The organism is Arthrobacter sp. 05T45 (genome assembly GCF_056395875.1).
This window is the reverse complement of record NZ_JBFTKI010000011.1, coordinates 71,594-89,359: the sequence shown is the minus strand read 5'-3', so window position 1 is coordinate 89,359 and position 17,766 is coordinate 71,594. Positions and strand designations below refer to the sequence as shown.

Genomic DNA, 17,766 nt, shown 5'->3' with positions numbered 1-17,766 from the left:
TGAAGACGCGGGCCTGCAAGAATGGGGCGGGTGACCTCAGCTGGGAAAACTGACGAGTTGGACCATTCGGCCGGCGCCGTTCTCCGGGACGGCCCCGCCGGGCCGCCGCGCGCTGCCGGCCGCCGGCAGCTCGCGTATTTGGGGATCTGCCTGGTCCTGATCGGGCTGAACCTCCGCACAGTCTTTTCGAGCTTCGCTGCGGTACTGCCGGAGGTGACGGCCGACGCCGGGCTTCCGGCCTGGGCGGTCATGGTGCTCACCACCGTCCCGGTGACGCTGCTCGGGGTGTTCGCTCCGCTCGCCCCTGGGCTCGCACGCCGGTTCGGGGCCGAACGGGTGCTGCTGGGTGCCATGGCGGTGCTCACCGCCGGGCTGCTGCTGCGGCCCCTGGAGCTGCCGGCGGCCGGCCACCTTCCGGCTCTGCTCGCCGGGACCGCCGCGTGCGGGGCCGCGATTTCACTGTGCAACGTGCTGCTGCCGGGCGTGGTCAAGCGTGACTTCCCGCATCGCCTGGGCCTCATGGGCGGCCTCTACACCACGGCGATCTGTGCCTCGGCCGCGCTCGGTGCCGGCTTCACGTTCCCGGTCTTCCGCGCGAGCGGGGAGTGGACGGCAGCGCTCTGGTTCTGGGCGTTGCCGGCCGGCGTCGTCCTTCTGCTGTTCCTGCCGCCGGCGCTCCGGGCCCGTCCCGGCGGGGCGGCGCGGCCGGCCGGCGGCGTCAACGTCTGGCGTTCCGCCGTGGCCTGGCAGGTGACCGGGTTCATGGTCCTGCAGGCCATGATGTCCTTCAGCGTCTTCGCCTGGCTGGCGCCGATCCTGCGCGAACGGGGGGTGGACGGCGGCACGGCCGGCCTGATCGTCTCGGCCTCGATTGCGCTGCAGATGCTGGGCTCGCTGTTCGCGCCGGCGCTGGCCACCAGGTTCCGGGACCAGCGTGCCCTCAACACGGTGGTGGCGCTCATGACCGGCGGTGGCTTCGCGCTGAGCATCTTCGGGCCTGTGGAACTCCTGTGGCTGTGGACCGGGCTGCTCGGCTTGGGGCAGGGAAGCCTGACCGCCGCCGCGCTGACGCTGATCATGGTCCGCACCCGGGACGGGCACACCGCGGCCCACCTTTCCGGGATGATGCAGGGCGTGGGCTACGGGATTGGCTCCAGCGGCACGCTCCTGGTCGGCCAGCTGCACCAGTCCACCGGATCCTTTGCCGCGGCGGGTGTGCTGTTCATGCTGGTGGGCTCTCTCGCAGCGGTGTTCGGGTACCGGGCCGGGCGCGACCGCTACATCGGCGACTGACGTTTTAAATGCGATGAGCTATCAGTTGTGGCTGTCCTGAACCCTCCAGAACAGCCACAGCTGATAGCTCAACCGGGCGGGACCGGATCAGAGCGTGAGGTCCTTGCCCTTGGTTTCCGGGATGGTGAAGACGCAGGCCGCGGATATGGCGAGCAGCAGCACGGCGTACACATTGAACAGCTGCGGCATCTGCACGGTGGTGCCAAGCCACTGCTGCAGATAGGGTGCGGTTCCGCCGAACACGGCCACACAGATCGAGTAGGGCACTCCGACGCCCACGGTGCGGATGCTGGTGGGGAACAGCTCGGCGTAGACGGCCGGTACGATCGCCGCGCTGGCGGCGATGAAGATCAGCATGACGGACATGCTGACGGCCAGCTGCCAGGCGGAATCCTTGAGCAGGGCGGTCATCGGGAAGTGCATGATGCCGGCGCCGATCGCACCGGCCCACAGCACTTTCTTGCGTCCGATCCGGTCCGCCAGCTTGCCCCAGAAGGGCAGCGCCGCGATGAACACGATGTTGCCGATCACGCCGGCCCACAGGGCCTCGCCCCGGTCGATCTTCAGGGCGGTGGTGGCGTAGCTGGGGGCGACGACACCCCAGATGTAGTAGATCACGGTCAGGCCGACCGTCAGGCCGATCACCTGGAGGGCCTGCTTGCGGTGGCGGACAATCTGCGGCCAGATCGGAGCGCGCTTCTCCGTCGCGGCCTCCCCCTCGAAGACGTCCGTTTCGTGCAGCCGGGACCGCATGATCAGCGCGTAGAGACCCATGGCCGCGCCGATCAGGAACGGGATGCGCCAGCCCCACGCGTTCATGAGTTCGGTGCTCAGCGTCATGTTCAGCACGGCACCGAGCAGGGTTCCGAACAGGATGCCCACGGTGCCGGAGGTATAGATCAGGGTGGCCCAGAAGCCGCGGTGTTCCTTCGGCGCCATTTCGGACAGGTACGTCTGCGACGACGGCAGCTCGCCGCCGTGGGCCAGGCCCTGGATCAGGCGCGCCACCAGGAGCGTGAGCGATGCCCAGACGCCGACCGCCGCGAACGTCGGCGCGATGCCGATCATCAGGCTGCCCACCGACGCCAGCCCCACGGCCAGGGTCATGGAAGCCTTCCGGCCGATCCGGTCACCGATCCAACCGAACAGGAAGCCGCCGAAAGGGCGGGCAACGAAGCCGACGGCGAAAATCGCCAGCGTGGACAGCACCGCGGACGCAGGATCCGACTTGCTGAAAAGCTGGCTGGCGATGAACGGCGTGAACGTGGCGTAGATGGCCCAGTCATACCATTCGACGGCATTGCCGATGCCGGTGCCGACGAGCGTCTTGCGGGTGGATGTTCGGGTTGCCGCCGGCGTGATCGTGGCTGCAGTCATGGTCTTCTCCCTCGGGGGTGCGGGCTAGGAAAGGGCGGAGGCGGCGGCAACCGTGTTGGCCGCGGCAGGAGCGTCGGCGGCCGCGAGTGCGGCCAGCCTTGAGATGGCGAGCTCGGCGTAGAGTGCGGCGCCGTCAGCCAGCACGCCGTCGTCGAACGTGGCGTACGGGGAGTGGTTGAACGCGGAGGTGGCATGGTCGGTGTCCCGGGGGACGGCGCTCAGCCCGATGAACGTGCCGGGGACCTCGGCCAGAACCCTCGAGAAGTCTTCGGAGCCGCTCAGCGGGGTGGCCCAGCGGGAGAGCCGGGAGTCGCCGAACAGGCCCGCAATGACGTTCTCCGCGGTGTGCGTTTCGTCCTCGTCCGTGATGGTCAGCGGATACTCCTGCTGGTAGTCGACGTCGACGTCCAGGCCGTGTGCCGCCGCGATTCCCTTCAGCAGCCGCGGCACGGCGTCCATCATTTTCTGCCGGGCTTCCTCGGAGAAGGTCCTGATGGTGGCCTCGATGCGCGCGGTTTCCGGGATGATGTTGCGCTTGGTGCCGGCCTGGAGGACCCCCACGGAGAGGACTACGGGGTCGAACATGTTGAACTGGCGGGTGATCATGACCTGGAGGGCAGTGACCATCTCGGCGGCCGCCGTGACGGGGTCCTTGGCCGAGTGCGGGGCCGAGCCGTGACCGCCGGCGCCGAGCACGGTGACCACCAGGCCGTCGGAGGAACTCAGCATGACGCCGGGCTTGGTGCAGAACGTGCCGTGCGGTTCGAGGGCGGAAAACACGTGCATGCCGTAGGCGGCGTCCACACGCCGGCCGGCGGCATCCAGCACGCCTTCGCGGATCATGTGGCTCGCGCCGTCGAAGCCTTCCTCGCCGGGCTGGAACATCAGGACGACGTCGCCGGCCAGCTGGTGCCGGCGTTCGGCCAGGAGGGTGGCGGCCCCTGCCAGCATGGAGGTGTGCAGGTCGTGGCCGCAGGCGTGCATGGCGCCGTCGATCCTGGACGTATAGTCCACGCCCGTCTTCTCCTGCACCGGCAGGCCGTCCATGTCAGCGCGCAGCAGCACCGCCGGGCGGGAGCCCCCTTCGGTCCCGGGCCCCTGGCCCCGCAGTACTGCGGTGACCGACGTCGTCTCCTGGCCCAGGGTGATCTCGTAGGGAAGCCCGTCCAGGGCCTTGAGCACCTTCTCCTGGGTGCGGGGCAGCGCCAGGCCGATCTCGGGTTCCCGGTGCAGTTCGTGGCGGAGCCGGGCAAGGTCCGTCTGCATTTCCCGGGCATCTGCGGTGATCGGCACGTGTTCTCCTTGTTTGTCGTTTGTCGTTTGTCGAAAATCGCCTGGCTGGCGACTGGCTTATTTTTTCGAAGTTCCTTGGTTCACGTCCGGCGGGGACGTCCTGCGTCTATTCTCAAGTGACACAGTTCACACCCGCCCGAAGGGCAGAAAAAATGCACGAATAGACTGGTGCCGCAGGTTTCGTGCACGGATGAAGGGATAAATGATGGAACTCAGCGAGGACGATCTCGCCCTGATCAACGTCCTGCAGATTGCCCCGCGGCTGAGCTGGGCGGATGCGGCCCAGGTGCTGGGCGCGCACGCCACCACCCTGGCCGCCCGGTGGGAGCGGCTGCTGGACTCTGGCGTGTCCTGGATCACCGCCCACCTGATCGGTGACCCCCAGCAAATGTGCCTGGCATTCGTCGCCGTGGATTGCGAAATGCATCGGCGCGAGGAAGTCACCGCCAGGCTCGCCGAGATGCCGGAAATCGTCACGGTGGAGGAGGCGGCCAGCCACCGGGACCTCATGCTGACCGTCATTACGCCCTCCCTGGACGATTTCAGCCTGAAAGTCATCTCCCGGCTGAAGGAGATTGACGGCCTCCTCAAATATCAGACCGCCCTGTGCACCAGGCTGCACGCGAGCGGCGGCTCCTGGCGGCTGAACGTGTTGAGCCGCGCGCAGCAGGCCGCCGTGCGGGCGTTGGCCGGCCCCGAGGCCACCGGGGTTGCCCAGGTTGCCGCCCGGGAGGCGCTGCCGGACAGCCACCTGGCGCTCCTGCCGTTCCTGGCCAGGGACGGGCGGGCCACGGCGGCGGACATTGCCCGCGGCCTCGGCAGGCACCCGGCCACCGTCCAGCGCCAGCTCAACCGTGTGCTCGCCAGCGGCATCCTGTCATTCCGGTGCGAGGTGGCCCAGAAACTCTCCGCTTTCCCCGTGACCTGCCAATGGTTCGTCAACGTCCCCGCCGGGCGGCACGAGGCCGCCGCCGCCGAGCTGAGGACCATGCGGAACGTCCGGCTCAGCGCCTCCACCACGGGGCCCACGAATTTCGTGATCATCATGTGGCTGCAGTCCCTGGCGGACGTCATGAACATCGAGGTGGCGCTGCAGCAAAAAGTGCCCGGGATCGAGCTCGTGGAAAGCGTCGTCATGCTGAGCACCGTCAAGCGTGTGGGCTGGATGCTGAACCCGGACTCCAGGGCCAGTGGCGCCGTCGTGGTTCCTGCCCAGGGGTTCGACGAGGCGGGCTGACGGCGGCGGACCGGCAGCTGATGGGCCCACCGGCCAGCTGATAGGCCCACAGGCGGGCGGGCTGTGGGGGTCCGGTTGTAAGCTGTGGCACGTGCCCCAGACCGACCCGCCCCATCACCAGGAATCCCGTCCGAAAGCCGTCCCGGAATCGGCCGGCATCTTCCACCGCAGCTACCTGCTGGTGACCCTCGGCGCCTGCGCGCTCGTGTTCCTGGCGGCCTTCGAGTCCCTGGCGGTGACCACCATCATGCCGCTCGTCAGCCGGGAACTGGACGGTGCGGGACTCTACGCCTTGGCCTTCGCCGGGCCGCTTGCCACCGGGGTGATCGGCATGGTGGCCGCGGGCAGCTGGTCGGACCGCAAGGGGCCGGTGGCGCCGCTCCTGGCCGCAGTGGGCATGTTCGTGCTCGGCCTGCTCATCGCCGGTACCGCCGGAACCATGCCGGTCCTCGTGTCCGGACGGCTGGTGCAGGGACTCGGCGGCGGCGGGCTTACCGTGGCCCTCTACGTGGTGATTGCCCGGGTCTACCCGCCGGTCCTGCATCCGAAAATTTTCGCCGCCTTCTCCGCGGCCTGGGTCATCCCGTCCCTCGTGGGACCGTTCGCGGCCGGCGCCGTGGCCCAACTGGCCGGCTGGCAGTGGGTCTTTCTCGGTGTGGTCGGACTGGTGGTGCCGGCCCTGCTCCTGACGGCCCCGGCCCTGCGCGGCCTGAACGGCAGCACGGGCGCCGACGGAGATTCCCCGGCCGCTGAGCCAGGGTCCCGCGGCCGGCCGGGAGGCCTTGCCAAGTTGGCGCTGGCGGCGCTGGCAGCGCTCGCCGTGCTGGGCCTGAACCTGTCCGCCGCGGTACCGGTCGCCGGCGGGGTGCTGGCGGCGGCCGCCGTCGCCGTCGCGCTCCTGGCCGTCCGTCCCCTCATGCCGCGCGGAACGCTGACCGCCCGGCGCGGCCTGCCGAGCGTGATCCTTACCCGCGGCCTGGCATCCGCGGCGTTTTTCGGCGCCGAGGTCTACCTGCCGTACCTGCTCGTGGAACGCTACGCCTTCGCCCCGACGTTTGCTGGCCTCACGCTCACCGGCGGCGCCATCGCCTGGGCTGCTGCGTCGGCCATCCAGGGCCGGCTGGGGACCCGGCTGGAGCACCGGAGGGCGGTGCGGATCGGATCGGCCCTGGTCCTTGGCGCCGTCGTCCTGGCCCTCGTGACCACGGTGCTGGCCTGGCCGGCCGCGGTCGCGATCGCGGGATGGATCTTCGCCGGGGGCGGCATGGGCCTGATGTATCCGCGGCTGAGCGTCATGACCCTGGCACTCTCCACCAAGGACACCGAGGGTTTCAACAGTTCGGCGATGTCCATTTCGGATTCCCTCGGCGGCGCCCTGGCCCTCGCCGGCACCGGGATCGTGTTCGCAGCGTTCGCGACGGCGGCGCCGTCGGCGTCGTTTGCCGGAGTGTTCGCACTGACGGCGGTGATCGGGATCGCCGCCGTGGCCGTCGCGCCGCGCGTCGCCGTCGTCCCGGCCGCCGTCACCAAACGCGCGTAGCGGCAAGCACTATGACGGGCACTGCACCGTAGCGGCGCTGCACCATGACGCGCACTGCACCATAACAAGCACTGCACAGGAGCCCCGGCCGGATGATCCGGCCGGGGCTCCTGTGCGTCAGCGCTCCTGTGCGTCAGCGCTCCTGTGCGTCAGCGCTCCTTTGTTTCAGCGCTCCCTTGTTTCCGCGCGGGGATCAGGCAGCCGCGCGGGCTTCCTCCTGCGAGCGGACGGCCTTCCATTCCACAATCCGGGCCTGCTGCAGCGGGGACTTGCGGTTGAAGTGCCAGGCCGCGCCCAGCAGCAGGAACCACACGGGCGCCACGAAGAGTGCCAGCCGGGTGTCGTCGGCCTGCCCCAGGGCCACCAGCATGAACACGAAGAACGCGAGCACGACGTACGGCATGAAGGCGGAGCCGGGCATCTTGAAGGACGAAGCCTCGTGCAGGGCCGGCCGGCGGCGGCGGAAGACGATGTAGCTGACCAGGATCATGGACCACACAAACATGGTCAGCACGGACGCCACGGACGTGACCACCGTGAACGCGCCGATCACGGAGTCGCCGGAATAGAGCAGGACCAGGCCGGCCAGCAGGAAGATGCAGGAGAACAGCAGCGCGTTCTGCGGTACTTTGCGGACGCTGAGCTTTCCGAACGCTTTGGGCGCGTTCCCGTCCTGGGCGAGGCCGTAGACCATCCGGGAGGTTGAGTAGATTCCGGAGTTGGCGCTGGAGGCGGCGGAGGTCAGGACCACAAGGTTGATGACCACCGCGGCGATCCCCAGCCCGGCGAGGGTGAACATGCCGATGAACGGGCTGCTGGCGGGGTCGATGGTGCGCCACGGATTGACGGCCATGATGACCACCAGGGCGCCCACGTAGAAGAGGAGGACGCGGACCGGGATGGAGTTGATGGCGCGCGGCAGGTTCTTCTCCGGGTCCTTGGTTTCGGCGGCGGCGGTGCCCACCAGTTCGATTCCGGCGAAAGCGAAGATGGCGATCTGGAAGCCGAGGACGAAGCCGAACATGCCGTGCGGGAACATGCCGCCGTCGTTCCACATGTTGGCGAGGTTGGCTTCTGCGCCGTTCGGGGACGTGAAGTGGGTGGCGATCATGACCGCGCCGGTGACGATCAGGGCCACGATGGCGACCACCTTGATGATGGCAAACCAGAACTCCGCTTCACCGAACGCCTTCACGGTGGGGAGGTTCAGGAGGATCAAGACCACGGGAGTGAGCAGCGCGGGGATCCACAGGGGCGTGCCGGGAGCGAGCTTGTCCACGTAGCCGGAAATGGCGACGATATCCGCCACCCCGGTGACCACCCAGAAGAACCAGTAGGACCATCCGGTGAAGAAGCCGGCCCACGGCCCCAGGAGGTCACCGGCGAAGTCGCTGAAGGACTTGTAGTTCAGGTTGGAGAGCAGGATCTCGCCCATGGCACGCATCACGAAGAACAGCATGAAGCCGATGATCATGTAGACGAAGATGACGGAGGGGCCGGCGAGCGAGATGGTCTTCCCGGATCCCATGAACAGGCCGGTGCCAATCGCGCCGCCGATGGCGAGCAGCTGGATGTGGCGGTTGCCGAGGGCCCGGGCGAGGTGCGGTTCGCGGTTCCCGGAGTCACCGTTGGCGGAGGCGGCAGTTCCAGTTTGGGCAATGTCAGATTCTGCAGTGGCCGGAGCGGCCGTGGTGGTGCGTTCAGACATGAGGCTTCTTCCTTGTCACAGGCGGTCGCCGGCGGGGGTTCCACAGTGCGGGCCGCACGGATCCGTCAGAGTGTGACGGAGGTAACAGTTTTGGCGGGTAGATCAAGGTTAGGGCCGGTATTTCGTGGTCCCTGTTGTCACGTCGGTCCGCGTTGGTGGACCGTCTGGTCGGTGGAGTGCCGCCGCGCTCCCGGCGGGACGAAGCTCCCGGAAGGCGCGGGAGCCGGTCCGGGACCCTCATCTTTCGCCGGGCCCTAGGGAAAATTGCGACGCGGGCACGCCCGCCCGCTGCGGGGCTCCGAATCGCATTGGCGCAGATCACCCGCCCGTGGGCGGGTTCGACAGCTGTCGATCATCTTAGCTTCAGTTGTCGTCCGCTGTCTTTTGTCATATTTTGCGCGGCGGGGCTTCTGAAACCTGGTCGATGCGGATCTGGACGATGCCAACGTGGACGTTCACAGGGTGGGGGCTGAAGTGCCGCCGCACCGCCGCGGCCACGGCCCGGGCCACCTCCGGGGCCGGGTACGCCCCGCTCACGCCGATGCGCGTCCTCACGGTCGAAGGTGTCGCGCCGGCACCGGAATCGATGACGGCGGCGCTTCTCCGGTCACGGCCGACCGGGCCGCGCCCGCGATCGTTTGCCAGAGCGGTCGCGCCGGATACACCGCCGTCACGCCGTGAACGGCCTCGATGACCGCCCGCAGTTCGGCCGGCAGCGCGGCGTCGGGCTGTTCGCCCGGCAGCGCAGCGTCGGGCAGTGCCGCAGGTGTGCCGTGCCCGGGAGGCAAGGGCTGGGTCATGGCGTCTCCTCTGGGTCTGGATTGCCGGGCTCCAAAACGTCGGTGATCGTGACATCGATCGCCGTGATGTTCAGTTCTGTCTGCAGGGCCAGGGTCGTGGCCAACTTCCAGCGAAGCGCGGTGGCGCGCTGTTCCAAGGGATGCCCGTAGACGACGGCGAGGTCGACGCCGATGGTGATGGGGGCCCCCGGCTCGGTGACGTCCCCGTACAGGCGGCATTTTCCGGCAGCGGTGCCGGGCAGGGAATCCGCAACAGAGCGGATCAGCGCCGATATGGCGCCCTCTGTCTCGGTGAGGAGGTCGCCGGGTGTGTCGGCGCGCAGGGGAATGTTCCTGCCCGGCCGCAGTTCCAGGTGCAGGTTGTCCAGAATGGTCTTCATCCAGTCGTCGCTGCCGCTGCCGGCCGCAGCGGTGTCGGCGTCGAGCAGTTCATTGCCGAGGGCCGCGAGCCTGCGCAGCGAGGCCAGCCCGGACTGGCATTCGGGACAGTCCTCAAGGTGGCCGGGATCGCCGATCCGTCCGGTGTCCAGGTATTCGCTCAGGTCTGCCAGGTTGTGCCCGCAGCCGAGAGTCTCGCCAGGGGTGCTCATCGCCAGTCCTCCATTTCGCGGGCCAGAGTGATGCGTGCCCGGGAAAGGCGGCCGCGGACGCTGGCAGTGCTGATGTTCAAGGTTTGCGCAATTTCCTCATAGCTCTGGTCATTGAACGCCTTCAGCACCCAGCAGCGGCGTTGTTCCTCGGGCAGGGCGGCCAGCGCGGTCTTGAGCGCGTCCATCCGGGAACCGCTCAGGGCGGCGTGTTCGGGGTGGTCCCTGTGTGCGGTGCCCGCACCAGCCTCCAGCCCGTGGTGGAGATCGCCGAGGTCCGAATGGTTTCTTCGCCGGCGCAGGTGGTCGATGCTGCGGCTGCCGGTAATACGCAGCAGCCAGCCCTTCACGGCGTCCCCATCGCGCAGGGTGTCGAGCTGCTTCCAGGCCTGCATCAGCGATTCCTGCACTACGTCGTCGGCATCGGCGAGGGAGCCGGTCAGGCGGCGGGCGCAGGCCCGCATAACGGGGCCATGCCGTCGGGCCAGCGCCTCGAAAGCGGCGGTGTCGCCGTCGGTGGCCCGACCCACCAGCAGGGCGTCCGGTACGAGGTCCAGTTGATGCGGCGCCGAAGGTGAACCAGTCACGCGCTTATCTCTGCTTTCATCGCGGGCATGTCGGGGTGCGGGCTACTCCTTGCTGAAGCCTTCCTTGAGCTTCCGCGCGGCGTCCTTGATGTTCTCTCCGATATCGGCCGCGGCGTCCTTGACCCGGTCGCCGGCCTCCTGCAGTTTTGCCTGGGCCTGCTCGTGCTGGCCTTCCCGCTTGAGGCCCTGGTCGCCTGTCATGCTGCCGACGCCTTCTTTGGCCGCACCGATGTGGTGGATGACTGTGTAGTTGACTTTGTCGTCGATTCCCATGATGTTTCCTCTGCTGTCATTACGGCGTGGTGCGGTGTTGCGGTACGTATCTTCCGGCCGGCTAGCGGGCGCGATCCGGTGCGGCCGCCCAGGTTTTGGTGCCGCTGGTGATTCGGACCAGAACCGGGAGCGGATGGCCGAGCAATGTGTCGATCCCCTGGACCAGGACGTCGGCGGTGTCCGCGATCTCCCTTGGAGATGCGCCCTGCCGCGCCTGGAGCCGCAGCCGGAGTCCCGTTGTGCCTCTGTTGTCCCATGCCGATACCGAGGTGCCGAGTACCAGGCGGTTGCCGGCGAGGGCCTGTTTGACGGCCGCCGAGACAAACCCGGTTTCGACGACGGTGGTGCCGCGGCCGCCGTCAGATTCCCGGCCCACGCGAGGTGTCCGGCCGCCACCCTGCGATGCGATCCAGGCGATACTGAGCCCGGCGGCCGTGGCCAGCGCGGCGAGCCCGGCCATGGCCCACCAGCTGCGGGCGGGGCCCGGGAGCGGTGCCGAGGCGAGGAGTGTTCCGGCCTGGTCCAGGAGGGAGGATCCTGTGGCCGCCCATGCGGCCGCAACGTCCGGCAGGATCCCGGCGGCAGCCGTTGCAGCGCCGGCCGCGAGCAGCACGAGCCCGGCCAGGGCCAGCAGGATCCGATTCAATGCCCTGTTGGTCCGACTCATTGCCCCAGCGCCCCTTCCCTCATGATGTGGATTGTCGGTGCGATCCGGCGGCCAAGGGAGTACCCGGCCAGCTCGTCGTCGACCGCGGCGCTGATCGCGTCCCGGTCCACGGAAACGCCCGACGTCGGACGGACCTGGACGCGTACAGCCCGCTTGCCCACCGTGGTGATGATCTGCCCGGGTGCCAGCCCCGCGGTGAGGCGCGCCCGCCGGGATACTGCCGAGGCGATCACCTCGCCATCGACCACCACGGCGCTCCGGCCGCTGTGCACGGCGTGCCGGGACCGGCGGCCGGGCATGGTTGCAGCTGCGAGCAGCGCCAGACCGAGAACCGCCAGGCCGGCGCCGGCGGCCACCAACCCGGCCGGGAGCGTGGTGGCCGGCACGCCGGTGAGCCATCGGCCCAGCCGGTCGGGGCTGCCAAGGAGCGGGCTCTCCTGGAGGAGGGCCAGGACGGTCTCGAGGGCAAGCCAGAGGAAGACGGCGGCAAGGACGCTAGCGGTCAGGATGGACGCCGTGGCCCGGGAAGAGTGGGTCTCCCTGCGAACGAGGCGCCGAATGGCTCGATCCTGGCTCATGCGATTTTCCTTTCCTTGTGGTTCCGGTCCTTGTGGTTCCGGCGTGGCGCTCCGGATGGCGCGTCGACCCTGGCAGTGCCGGAGTGCTGTGCGGCCCCGCTGAGCCGGATATCTACGCTGCTTAGCGTCCGGCCGGTGAGGTCCAGGCCGCGGGCAATGATGGCTGTCCGGGCCGCCCGGGAGCGGTCGAAGACGGTGCCGCCGTCGGGCCCCCGGCGCGGGCCGAGGAGCGGCGGGAGCGCCAGCTTCACGGAGACTCTCGCGGCGAGCCGGCCCGAATCGTCATCCAGCACCGCGGCGACGTCGGATCTCGGAACGCTGAAGGCGTGGGCCGCGATCGTCTCGATGGTGTGCCTGAGGGCTGCCGGGGTGATCCGGGTGTGCCCCGCCCGCATCACGAGGAGGAGCGCTTGCCGCGCAGGGCGTCCAGCACTCCGCCAAGATCCAGCCGCCCCTCGGCCGCGCGGCCCAGCACGGCCCCTGCCCCCATGAAGAGCGCGGTGAGCAGGAAACCCCAGAATCCAAACGCCAGGGACGCTGCGGCCAGGACGGCTCCGATGGCCAGGCCGGCCAGCGTGGGGCTCAAGCCACCCTCGGCTCGGTCCGTGCGTCCTCGGTGTCCTCGTCATCGGAGGGCACATGGATGTCCGTGATGGTGATGTTCACTTCCGTCACCTCCATGCCGACGAGGTCCTCGATGGCCGTATAGACAGCGTCGCGGGCCTTGTCCGCGACAAGCTGGAGCGGGTGCGGGTACTCGACCACCAGGGTGATGTCGACCGCTACCTGCGTTTGTCCGACTTCCACGCTGACGCCCTGGGTGAGGTCCTTTTGGCCGACCCTTTCACGCAGGGTTCCCAGCGCACGGGCTGCTCCGCCGCCGAGGGCGTGCACTCCTTCGATTTCCTGGATCGCGATGCCGGCGATCTTTGCCACAACGCCGTCTGCGACAGTGGTCGCACCGCGGCCGTCGATGCCTGGGGCCGGTGCGGGCGCGCCCAGCGTGGGGGACTTCGCGGCGGGCGCCTTCGCTGCGGTTGCCGGGCCGGCCTGTCCCTGGACGTCTGCCGGGGTGTGCGTCTGGGTGGTCAAGGCAATCACTCCTGATCGGTTGAGGAAGACGCTCTGTGGCGCCGTCATAGGTAAGACGGGCCGGGAACGGAATTCCTCACGGTCGAATCGGGGTGAGCTGCATCACATGGGGTCCTGGAAATCCCGGGGCCGCCTGAGGCAGCGGCCCCGCAGGCCATCCAGACAACGGCCCGACAGGCCGTTGGGCTGTCTACTGGGCGGCCAGGCGCGTGGCCCGCAGCACGGCATCCGTAAGGGACACTGCCTCGCCGTCGGGCCCGACGGCGCTGCGACGCCGGCTGTCCAGGACCTCGGCACGCCACATCGGCTCCTCGATCCGGAGTTCCCGGGCAAGGTCCTCGGCCGTGAAGAACTTCTCCGGAGTATGGTGCGCGCCCCACGGAGGCAGCCCGTCGGGGTGATGGCCGACGATCAGCAGCGTCCCGCCGGTCCGCACCGCGGCCGCGGCGAGCTGCAACGCCTGCTGCCACGGCATCTGGGTGGAATGCAGGAACTGGGCCGTGACGAGGTCGAACAACCGGTCCGGGACCCATGTGGCAAGATCCTGCTGCACCCACTCGATGGTGGCGTCCTGGCCCCGTTCCCGGGCGTGGGCGGCCGCACGCTCCAGGGCGACGGCGGAAACGTCCAGGCCCGTCACGCTCCAACCGCGGGCAGCAAGCCATATCGCGTCCGCGCCCTCGCCGCACCCCAGGTCCAGAGCCTCGCCGGCAGGAAGGTCCGCCACCTCGGCGACGAGTTGCGGATTCGGCTCCCCGCTCCACATCCTGGACCGGCTGCTGTACTTTTCATCCCACATCCGGGCTGCGGAACCGGGCGCCGCATCCTCGACCGCCGCGTGTTCGGCGGCGTCATGCCCGTGGCTGTGGCTGCGTTTTGTCATGGTTTCCCCTCATCACGGCGGTTCGCCGCGTTTCGCTGTTTGTTTTCAGGCACGACGGCGGTGACGAACCCTCCCGGCGCGGACCGCCGTCGGGTCTCCCTGCCGAAATTCCTGTGCTCCTCAAGGACCAGTCCGAAGCACCCAACAAAGTCCGCGGCGCTCTTCCTGGCCGGGGGAGTGTTGTCGATCCCAAAGGTCAGGGGCTCGCCGACGAATCTCGCGGCAGCCCGCGCATACCGCATGTAGGGCGATCCCGAGGTGATCGTTTCCCTGGAAAAGTAGTCGAAGGCCACGATGCTGCCCGGGGCGGTGCCGGCGATCCTGCGCAGCGTCGCCTCGACGGAGGCGCGGTCCAGGTACATGGTCACCGCTTCCCAGAGGAACAGTGCGGGCCGGTTCGGGTCGAAACCGGCTGCGAGCAGCTTCTCCATCCAGTCCTCGGTCTCGAAATCGGCGGGTACGTACGTGGCCAGGCGCGTAGAGAGGCCCGCTTTTTCGAGCATCGCGAGTTTGAAAGCCTGGGTCCGGGGCAGGTCGAGTTCAAAGCAACGCACGCGGTCCCCGGGCGCCAGCCGGAACGCCCGGGTGTCGAATCCCGCCCCGAGGATCACGAGCTGGTCGATGCCCCCGCGATGCCGTTGAACGGCCGCGTCATAGAGGCTGGTCCGTGCTGTCGGCTGGTGGCGCATCGGTGCCAGCCCCGGGTACGGATAGCGGTAGAGCCTGGGCACGTAGCCCGTGATCAGGTGGGCGGCGAGCGTGGGGGCGGTCTCCATCTGGATGCCAGTCGCGGACACGTTCGGCAGAGCGGCCATGAGCCGGGCCGCGGGGACATCCGGCCGTGTCCCCAGGCGGTGCTGCATCCAGCGCGTGTAGAGGGATGCGAGCAGCGTGGCCGACGTGCCGGTGCGCCGGCTGTAGGCGAGCATCCCGGGGACGGACGTGATGTAGCCGGCCGCACTCAAGGGAAACAACGCCAGCTGGATGACCCGAAACAGGCCAGCGGAGACTATTCCCGGCATTGCGTCCGACTCCCCTCACGGGCCGCCCCTCGTGCGGCCCTTCCCGCCCACCATGGTCCTCCCGGACGTAAGGGCGGTCAATACGCCGTCCGGGCTTCCGTCCGGGCGCCGCGCAGGCGGACGGACACGTGGAAATCACGCTCCGGAAACCAATCTGAAACCTGCGTCATGAATGCTGGGCACAAGACATTGAACGCTGGGGAAGGGCAATGACCATGGACGTTGACGAAGCACGGCAGATCCGCAGCTCGGCCGAGTTGAACGTGGGGGACGAGATTGAGGCGTGGCACAACGGGAAGCTCTTCCACCGGGGCCCGGTGACCCAGACCGTCACAGGCGTGGACCTGTTCTGGATCCTCGATGCCCGGACGGGGACCCGCCGCCTCATCGACGCCGAGGCGCTCGTGATCCTGCGGCCAGCCGACCGGGGACCGGCCAAAACGCCGTCACGGGCGGCCGTCAACACATCCGCTCATGCATCCGCCCAGTTGTCCCACATGCCGCTGTTCCAAGCCCCCAGCATGGCGGGCTAGGGGCCGGGCCGGCCGTCACGGATACGGGACCCGGGCCTGCCGGGTGGTAGGCTAGTGGAACTTGATGTGCAGTGATGCCCACTTTTGATTTGGTTGACCGGCTTCGGTCCATCAGCCGGATCCCTGCCGGATTCCTTCGGGAATCCGCACGCAGGCAGTGGGATTTTTTCATGTGAGAGGCACATCCTGCGTCGATGAACGCGTTCCATTTGGTCCCGGCGGCCGCTTGCTGAAGTTTGGCAACAGCCCGGTTGATCACCTGACTTTTCTTCGGCGAACCCTTGAGCCAACCGGCATCGGGGGCCGATATCCGCACGGATACCGCCTGAAAGACTTTGAAACACATGACTACATTTGCTGCCCTCGGCACGCCCAAAGCACTTGCCGACACCCTGACCGCACAGGGGATCGTGGAGCCCTTCCCGATCCAGGTCAAGACCCTTCCCGACACCCTGTCCGGACGCGACGTCCTGGGCCGCGGCCGCACCGGCTCCGGCAAGACCATCGCATTCGCCATCCCGCTGGTGGCACGACTCGCCGAGCGCGAAGCCAAGCACTTCCGCAAGCCCGGCCGCCCGATGGGCCTGGTCCTGGCTCCCACCCGCGAGCTGGCCACGCAGATCAACGCGACCATCGAGCCGATGGCCAAGGCCATGGGCCTGACCACCACCGTGATCTACGGCGGCATCTCCCAGGCCCGCCAGGAAAAGGCCCTGCGCGCCGGCGTCGACATCGTCATCGCCTGCCCGGGCCGCCTGGAGGACCTGATCCGCCAGCGCATCCTGACCCTCGAAGCAGTCGAGATCACCGTCCTGGACGAGGCCGACCACATGGCCGACCTTGGCTTCCTCCCGGTGGTCAAGAAGCTCATGGACATGACCCCCACCCAGGGCCAGCGCCTGCTGTTCTCCGCCACCTTGGACAACGGCGTGGACAAGATCGTCCAGCGCTACCTGTCCAACCCGCTGACCCACTCCGTGGACGACCCGCAGGCCGCGGTGACCACCATGGAACACCACGTGCTGGTGGTCAATGACCAGACCGTCAAGAAGCAGCTGATCGTCGAGCTCGCCTCCGGCGCCGGCCGCCGCGTGCTCTTCATGCGCACCAAGCACCACGCCCGCAAGCTGGCCAAGACCCTGACCGACGCCGGCATCCCCGCCGTCGATCTGCACGGCAACCTCTCGCAGAACGCCCGTGACCGCAACCTGGCCGAGTTCTCCTCCGGCGATGTCCGCGTCCTGGTGGCCACCGACGTCGCGGCCCGCGGCGTCCACGTCGACGACGTCGAACTGGTCATCCACGTGGATCCGCCCACGGAGCACAAGGCGTACCTGCACCGCTCAGGCCGTACGGCCCGCGCCGGTTCCGACGGCACCGTGGTCACGCTGACCCTGCCCGAGCAGCAGTCCGACGTCAAGAAGCTGATGAAGGCCGCCGGTGTCGAGGTCAACTTCGAGCGCGTCACCGCCAACTCCCCGCTGGTTGCTGAACTGGTCGGCGAAATGGCCGACAAGATCGATCCCCGCACCCGTGCCGCCCTGCTGGCAGCCAAAGCCGCCCAGCACGGCGGCGGCACCTCCACCGGTGCCAACGCCGAGCGCAAGCGCGCCCGCCGCACCACCCAGGCTGCACCCACCGCGGGTGGCCGTGGTGGCCGTGGCGGACGCGGACGGGTGTCCGCCGAGGCACCGCGGACCGACCTGCCGCGCGCCGAGCGCCGCGCCGTCGCCTACGAAGGCAAAGCTGCTGCCCGCAACGCCGCCGACCGTGTCGCCGAACAGAACCAGGACCGCGCAGATGCCGAGCGCGCCGAACGCCGGAATGCGCGTGGCCGCGGCCGCACCACCGCCTATGCGCACCACAACGATGTTCCGGCCGCCGGCGGCCGTGCCGCAGCCGGCCGCGGTTCGGACGGTCGCGCCGCAGACGGACGCGGCGACGCCCGGGGCGCTTCGGCTCCCCGCAGCGGAGCTCCCCGCACAGGTGGCGCTCCCCGCACCGGCGCTTCGACCGGCGGCCAGCGCAGCGGACGCCCGGCAACCGGCCAGCGTGCAGCTGCCGGCGCCAAGTCCGCCGGCAGCAAATCTGGAGGCAGCGCGGCTGTCTGGTCCTCCAACACCGGTGGCACCTCGGGCGGATCCTACGCCGGCGGCGGCAACGGCCGTTCCGGTGAAGGACGTCCGGCCCGCGGCTCGGGCCCCCGCCGCGCGTCGGCTCCGGCCTCGAACGAACGCCGCGGCCGCTAAGGTTCCGGTTCTCAGCTACGCAAAATAGCTGGCGCTGCGCAAACGGA

General features: G+C 68.7%; 20 protein-coding genes. 5 read left to right on the top strand and 15 right to left on the bottom strand.

The features are described 5' to 3' along the window. The first annotated feature begins 21 nt into the window (after positions 1-21). Entirely contained in the window at positions 22-1,293 is a 1,272-nt protein-coding gene (locus AC1DGD_RS12655; protein ID WP_476857011.1) for an MFS transporter, read from the top strand. Positions 1,294-1,380: 87 nt separating this feature from the next. On the opposite strand, the gene AC1DGD_RS12650 is transcribed toward AC1DGD_RS12655, so the two are convergent. Together AC1DGD_RS12650 and AC1DGD_RS12645 are read right to left on the bottom strand one after the other, a co-directional pair. Further along, on the bottom strand, positions 1,381-2,670 hold the full coding sequence (locus tag AC1DGD_RS12650) for an MFS transporter (protein ID WP_079550797.1): 1,290 nt from the start codon (positions 2,668-2,670) through the stop codon (positions 1,381-1,383). 24 nt (positions 2,671-2,694) lie between these two features. Beyond that, positions 2,695-3,963, bottom strand: coding sequence for a M20 metallopeptidase family protein (locus tag AC1DGD_RS12645; protein ID WP_476857010.1), 1,269 nt, complete (start codon positions 3,961-3,963; stop codon positions 2,695-2,697). A gap of 205 nt (positions 3,964-4,168) precedes the next feature. Here AC1DGD_RS12645 and AC1DGD_RS12640 point away from each other — a divergent pair, with 205 nt between their 5' ends. Further along, positions 4,169-5,200: an Lrp/AsnC family transcriptional regulator gene (locus AC1DGD_RS12640; protein WP_476857035.1), complete on the top strand. Its 1,032-nt coding sequence runs from the start codon at positions 4,169-4,171 to the stop codon at positions 5,198-5,200. Positions 5,201-5,291: 91 nt separating this feature from the next. After that, complete coding sequence (locus AC1DGD_RS12635) at positions 5,292-6,740, top strand: MFS transporter (protein WP_476857009.1); 1,449 nt, start codon at positions 5,292-5,294, stop codon at positions 6,738-6,740. Between the two features lie 193 nt (positions 6,741-6,933). Here the strand turns inward: AC1DGD_RS12635 and cycA are convergent, their stop codons facing one another. From cycA to AC1DGD_RS12570, 13 genes are all read right to left on the bottom strand, one after another. After that, positions 6,934-8,448: a D-serine/D-alanine/glycine transporter gene (gene cycA / locus AC1DGD_RS12630; RefSeq protein WP_476857008.1), complete on the bottom strand. Its 1,515-nt coding sequence runs from the start codon at positions 8,446-8,448 to the stop codon at positions 6,934-6,936. 387 nt (positions 8,449-8,835) lie between these two features. Then, the gene (locus tag AC1DGD_RS12625; protein ID WP_476857007.1) at positions 8,836-9,003 is read right to left on the bottom strand and encodes a hypothetical protein; all 168 of its coding nucleotides are present in this window, start codon (positions 9,001-9,003) and stop codon (positions 8,836-8,838) included. Further along, on the bottom strand, positions 9,000-9,248 hold the full coding sequence (locus AC1DGD_RS12620) for a hypothetical protein (protein WP_476857006.1): 249 nt from the start codon (positions 9,246-9,248) through the stop codon (positions 9,000-9,002). The genes AC1DGD_RS12625 and AC1DGD_RS12620 overlap by 4 nt, the downstream gene beginning before the upstream one ends. Next, positions 9,245-9,838, bottom strand: a complete 594-nt coding sequence (locus AC1DGD_RS12615) for an Asp23/Gls24 family envelope stress response protein (RefSeq protein WP_476849808.1) — start codon at positions 9,836-9,838, stop codon at positions 9,245-9,247. The genes AC1DGD_RS12620 and AC1DGD_RS12615 overlap by 4 nt, the downstream gene beginning before the upstream one ends. Next, entirely contained in the window at positions 9,835-10,422 is a 588-nt protein-coding gene (locus tag AC1DGD_RS12610; protein WP_476849807.1) for an RNA polymerase sigma factor, read from the bottom strand. The genes AC1DGD_RS12615 and AC1DGD_RS12610 overlap by 4 nt, the downstream gene beginning before the upstream one ends. A 42-nt stretch (positions 10,423-10,464) precedes the next feature. Next, positions 10,465-10,695, bottom strand: a complete 231-nt coding sequence (locus AC1DGD_RS12605) for a CsbD family protein (RefSeq protein ID WP_476849806.1) — start codon at positions 10,693-10,695, stop codon at positions 10,465-10,467. Between the two features lie 61 nt (positions 10,696-10,756). Further along, positions 10,757-11,362 carry a hypothetical protein gene (locus tag AC1DGD_RS12600; protein WP_476857005.1) on the bottom strand — a complete coding sequence of 202 codons (606 nt, stop codon included), beginning with the start codon at positions 11,360-11,362 and terminating at the stop codon, positions 10,757-10,759. Continuing rightward, positions 11,359-11,940, bottom strand: a complete 582-nt coding sequence (locus tag AC1DGD_RS12595; protein WP_476857004.1) for a hypothetical protein — start codon at positions 11,938-11,940, stop codon at positions 11,359-11,361. Before AC1DGD_RS12595 ends, AC1DGD_RS12600 begins: the two co-directional genes overlap by 4 nt. Continuing rightward, positions 11,937-12,335 carry a hypothetical protein gene (locus AC1DGD_RS12590; protein ID WP_476857034.1) on the bottom strand — a complete coding sequence of 133 codons (399 nt, stop codon included), beginning with the start codon at positions 12,333-12,335 and terminating at the stop codon, positions 11,937-11,939. The genes AC1DGD_RS12595 and AC1DGD_RS12590 overlap by 4 nt, the downstream gene beginning before the upstream one ends. After that, positions 12,335-12,526: a hypothetical protein gene (locus AC1DGD_RS12585; protein WP_223917174.1), complete on the bottom strand. Its 192-nt coding sequence runs from the start codon at positions 12,524-12,526 to the stop codon at positions 12,335-12,337. The genes AC1DGD_RS12590 and AC1DGD_RS12585 overlap by 1 nt, the downstream gene beginning before the upstream one ends. After that, a complete protein-coding gene (locus AC1DGD_RS12580) occupies positions 12,523-13,032 on the bottom strand; it encodes an Asp23/Gls24 family envelope stress response protein (RefSeq protein ID WP_476857003.1) in 510 nt (169 codons plus the stop codon). The genes AC1DGD_RS12585 and AC1DGD_RS12580 overlap by 4 nt, the downstream gene beginning before the upstream one ends. A 190-nt stretch (positions 13,033-13,222) precedes the next feature. Next, positions 13,223-13,915 carry an SAM-dependent methyltransferase gene (locus AC1DGD_RS12575; RefSeq protein ID WP_476857002.1) on the bottom strand — a complete coding sequence of 231 codons (693 nt, stop codon included), beginning with the start codon at positions 13,913-13,915 and terminating at the stop codon, positions 13,223-13,225. Next, positions 13,912-14,937: a class I SAM-dependent methyltransferase gene (locus AC1DGD_RS12570; protein WP_476857001.1), complete on the bottom strand. Its 1,026-nt coding sequence runs from the start codon at positions 14,935-14,937 to the stop codon at positions 13,912-13,914. The genes AC1DGD_RS12575 and AC1DGD_RS12570 overlap by 4 nt, the downstream gene beginning before the upstream one ends. 215 nt (positions 14,938-15,152) lie before the next feature. Between AC1DGD_RS12570 and AC1DGD_RS12565 the strand changes: the two genes are divergently transcribed. Both AC1DGD_RS12565 and AC1DGD_RS12560 read left to right on the top strand, forming a co-directional pair. After that, positions 15,153-15,470 (top strand): hypothetical protein, encoded by a 318-nt coding sequence (locus AC1DGD_RS12565; RefSeq protein ID WP_476857000.1) that lies wholly within the window; start codon positions 15,153-15,155, stop codon positions 15,468-15,470. A 344-nt stretch (positions 15,471-15,814) separates the two neighbouring features. Next, positions 15,815-17,719 (top strand): DEAD/DEAH box helicase, encoded by a 1,905-nt coding sequence (locus AC1DGD_RS12560; RefSeq protein ID WP_476856999.1) that lies wholly within the window; start codon positions 15,815-15,817, stop codon positions 17,717-17,719. Positions 17,720-17,766 lie beyond the last annotated feature (47 nt).